This window comes from Streptomyces sp. NPDC127106, from assembly GCF_042677605.1.
In the GTDB taxonomy this organism is placed as follows: domain Bacteria; phylum Actinomycetota; class Actinomycetes; order Streptomycetales; family Streptomycetaceae; genus Streptomyces.
This window is the reverse complement of record NZ_JBHXTC010000093.1, coordinates 12,248-15,952: the sequence shown is the minus strand read 5'-3', so window position 1 is coordinate 15,952 and position 3,705 is coordinate 12,248. Positions and strand designations below refer to the sequence as shown.

Here is a 3,705-nt window from a genome sequence, read left to right as displayed (position 1 = left end):
CCCCACCCACCCAGCCACATCCACACACAGAGATACACCATCTCCCCACCTCCCACTCCCGCTGCCGCCCCCGGGGGCCCCGACCCCCTGCACCCCCGCGCCTCAAACGCCGGCGGGGCTGGATGTGCGGGGTGTGGGGGGTGTGGGGCGGGGGCCCCGCGTGTTCGGGCGGAGCCCGGGACCGCATGCGGCGGCGGGGAGGGAGACGGCGAACGCCGGAGGTCGGGGAGCCGACCGCCGGCGTTCGGGGTGCGGCCGTCAGGCCGCGTGGGGCTGTGTCAGTCCTTGATCTCGCAGATCGTGGCGCCCGACGTGAGCGACGCGCCGACCTCGGCCGTCAGGCCGACGATCGTGCCGGAGCGGTGCGCGTTCAGCGGCTGCTCCATCTTCATCGCCTCCAGGACGACGACCAGGTCGCCCTCGTTGACCTGCTGGCCCTCCTCGACCGCGACCTTGACGATCGTGCCCTGCATCGGCGACGCCAGGGTGTCGCCCGAGGCGGCCGGGCCGGACTTCTTCGCCGCGCGGCGCTTCGGCTTGGCGCCGCCGGCCGCGGCCGTACGGGCCAGGGTCATGCCCAGGGAGGACGGGAGGGAGACCTCCAGGCGCTTGCCGCCGACCTCGACGACGACCGTCTCGCGGCCCGGCTCCTCCTCGGCCTCGTCCGCGGCGGGGGCGGCGAAGGCCGGGATCTCGTTGACGAACTCGGTCTCGATCCAGCGGGTGTGGACCTTGAACGGGGTGCCGTCCGTCGGGGCGAACGCCGGGTCGGCGACGACCGCGCGGTGGAACGGGATGGCCGTGGCCATGCCCTCGACCTCGAACTCGGCCAGCGCACGGGCGGCACGCTGCAGGGCCTGCTCGCGGGTCGCGCCCGTCACGATCAGCTTGGCCAGCAGGGAGTCCCACGCCGGGCCGATGACCGAGCCCGACTCCACGCCCGCGTCCAGGCGGACGCCCGGGCCGGACGGCGCGTTGAACTTGGTCACGGTGCCGGGGGCCGGGAGGAAGTTGCGGCCCGGGTCCTCGCCGTTGATGCGGAACTCGAAGGAGTGCCCGCGCAGCACCGGGTCGCCGTAGCCGAGCTCCTCGCCGTCGGCGATGCGGAACATCTCGCGGACGAGGTCGATGCCGGCGACCTCCTCCGTGACCGGGTGCTCCACCTGGAGGCGGGTGTTGACCTCCAGGAAGGAGATCGTCCCGTCGACGCCGACGAGGAACTCGACGGTGCCGGCGCCGACGTAGCCGGCCTCCTTGAGGATCGCCTTCGAGGCGGCGTACAGCTCGGCGTTCTGCGCGTCGGAGAGGAACGGCGCCGGGGCCTCCTCCACCAGCTTCTGGTGGCGGCGCTGCAGCGAGCAGTCACGGGTGGAGACGACGACCACGTTGCCGTGGCTGTCGGCGAGGCACTGGGTCTCGACGTGGCGCGGCTTGTCGAGGTAGCGCTCGACGAAGCACTCGCCGCGGCCGAACGCGGCCACGGCCTCGCGGACGGCGGACTCGTACAGCTCCGGCACCTCGTCGAGGGTGCGGGCGACCTTCAGGCCACGGCCGCCACCGCCGAAGGCGGCCTTGATGGCGATCGGCAGGCCGTGCTCCTTGGCGAACGCGACGACCTCCTCGGCACCGGAGACCGGGTCCGGGGTACCGGCGACGAGCGGGGCGCCGGCACGCTGCGCGATGTGCCGGGCGGCGACCTTGTCGCCGAGGTCGCGGATGGCCTGCGGCGGCGGGCCGATCCAGGTCAGGCCCGCGTCGATGACGGCCTGCGCGAAGTCGGCGTTCTCGGAGAGGAAGCCGTATCCGGGGTGGATGGCGTCCGCGCCGGAGTCGGCGGCGGCCTGCAGGACCTTGGAGATGTCCAGGTAGCTGGCGGCCGGGGTGTCACCGCCCAACGCGAAAGCTTCGTCGGCCGCGCGGACGTGCAGGGCGTCCCGGTCCGGGTCGGCGTAGACGGCTACGCTCGCGATCCCGGCATCCCGGCAGGCCCGAGCAACGCGGACAGCGATTTCGCCACGGTTGGCGATGAGCACCTTGCGCACGATGGCTCCCTCCTTGAAACAAGCTGAGTTTAGGGACTGCCCACACGGCCTTTCGACCCTTCCCCAGAGGTGACCTTGCCCACACGCAGTGTGATTCGAGGCTGCCTCTAGTGTCGAAAGTCCTTGTGGCGCCCCAGGTCAGGGGGATCCCCGACTGCACAGTAACCCCGTCAGATAGCCACGGTCTCTGTCCACCCGGTCAGCGGCCCCCCGCGATTCTTTGTGGATTCCCTACGAACGGCCCACAGATTCTTTGCGGGGCGGCCGCGGCGCGCCCCCTCGCGTAACGAACGGGCGCGCACCTCTTGTCCCTACGTTTACCCGTTAGTAGCCTCCAGGCGTCGACCGGGCGTGTCGCCCTAGGGGTCGCACAGGGGTCGCATAGGGGAGGGGTGGGGCGTCGTGGATGCCGTGCTGCGCAGACTCGTGGCCGCTCTGGCGGCCGTCGCGCTCGCCGCCGAGGGGCTGCTGCTCGCCCTGGTCCACTTCGTGCTGGGCAGCACCACGCGCAACCAGTCGATGTCCATCGCCGGCTCGGACCCCGATGTCATGGCCGTCGCCACCTACGTGCTGGGGGCGGCCCTCGGGGGCTTCCTGCTGCTGTGTGCGGTGCTGCTCGCCGTGGCCGCCGTACGCGACCGCGCGCCCGGCCGCTTCGCCCGCGTCGTCCTGATCGCTGCCGCCGTCGCCCACGGGCTGCTCGGAGCCCTCGCCGTCTCGGCGGTGGGCTGGGGCGCCTTCGCGGCGACGATGGTCATCCTGTGCCTGATCGTGCTGACCCTGACGCTCCACCCGGCTGCCCGGGGCGGCCGCGCGGCGGCCGGTCAGGAGCCCGCCGGGCTCAGGCCCACAAGTCCGTGATGGACACGCCCAGTTCCCCCAGCAGGGAGCGCAGCAGCGGCATCGACAGGCCGATGACGTTGCCGTGGTCGCCGTCGATGCCCTCGATGAACGGCGCCGACAGCCCGTCCAGGGTGAACGCCCCCGCCACGTGCAGCGGCTCGCCGCTCGCCACGTAGGCCGCGACCTCCGCGTCCGTCGGCTCGCCGAAGCGGACCGTCGTCGAGGCCGTCGCCGAGACCCGGCGGGCCGTCGTCGTGTCGATCACGCAGTGTCCCGTGCGCAGGACGCCCGCCCGGCCGCGCATGGCCTTCCAGCGGGCCGTGGCCTCCGCGGCGTCCGCGGGCTTGCCCAGCGCCTCGCCGTCCAGCTCCAGCACCGAGTCGCAGCCGATGACCAGGGCGCCCGCGGCCTCGTCCAGGCCCGCCACGACGGCCGCCTTGGCCTCCGCCAGGGCGAGCGCCAGCTCGGCCGGGGAGTCCGCGGTCACCGAGTCCTCGTCGAAGTTGCTGACGATCACGTGCGGGGCGAGCCCGGCCTGGCGCAGCAGGTTGAGCCGGGCGGGAGAGGCGGACGCGAGGACGAGGGCGTGGGCCGGGGCCTGGGCAGCAGTCATGCCCGTCATCGTAGGCGGGCGGTCTAGAACCCCACACCCAGCACGTACACGACGACCACCATGGCGAGGACGAGCACGACGGTCATCCGCCGGAGCATCGCCTGTGTCTCGCGCATCTCGTCGGGCGGCTCGTTCTTCGGGTCGGACCAGAGCATGCTCCGATTCTGTTTCCGAGGGGCCGGCGGCGCCTGAGTACGGGTACTCAGG

General features: G+C 72.7%; 4 protein-coding genes. 1 reads left to right on the top strand and 3 read right to left on the bottom strand.

Annotation, left to right across the window (positions count from 1 at the left end; all coding sequences use genetic code 11):
- Nucleotides 1-278 precede the first annotated feature (278 nt).
- Nucleotides 279-2,042 (bottom strand): acetyl/propionyl/methylcrotonyl-CoA carboxylase subunit alpha, encoded by a 1,764-nt coding sequence (locus tag ACFVGY_RS36345; protein ID WP_385686428.1) that lies wholly within the window; start codon nucleotides 2,040-2,042, stop codon nucleotides 279-281.
- 402 nt (nucleotides 2,043-2,444) lie between these two features.
- Here ACFVGY_RS36345 and ACFVGY_RS36340 point away from each other — a divergent pair, with 402 nt between their 5' ends.
- Complete coding sequence (locus ACFVGY_RS36340; RefSeq protein WP_385686425.1) at nucleotides 2,445-2,903, top strand: hypothetical protein; 459 nt, start codon at nucleotides 2,445-2,447, stop codon at nucleotides 2,901-2,903.
- On the opposite strand, the gene ACFVGY_RS36335 is transcribed toward ACFVGY_RS36340, so the two are convergent.
- Together ACFVGY_RS36335 and mmpB are read right to left on the bottom strand one after the other, a co-directional pair.
- A complete protein-coding gene (locus ACFVGY_RS36335; protein ID WP_385686422.1) occupies nucleotides 2,884-3,498 on the bottom strand; it encodes a Maf family protein in 615 nt (204 codons plus the stop codon). The genes ACFVGY_RS36340 and ACFVGY_RS36335 overlap by 20 nt on opposite strands.
- A gap of 23 nt (nucleotides 3,499-3,521) precedes the next feature.
- Nucleotides 3,522-3,653, bottom strand: coding sequence for a morphogenic membrane protein MmpB (gene mmpB / locus ACFVGY_RS36330; RefSeq protein ID WP_385686419.1), 132 nt, complete (start codon nucleotides 3,651-3,653; stop codon nucleotides 3,522-3,524).
- Between the last annotated feature and the right edge of the window lie 52 nt (nucleotides 3,654-3,705).

Coding starts and splice junctions, on each gene's coding strand:
- ACFVGY_RS36335 (WP_385686422.1), bottom strand. CDS start 3,498: ATGACTGCTGCCCAGGCCCCGGCCCACGCCCTCGTCCTCGCGTCCGCC.
- mmpB (WP_385686419.1), bottom strand. CDS start 3,653: ATGCTCTGGTCCGACCCGAAGAACGAGCCGCCCGACGAGATGCGCGAG.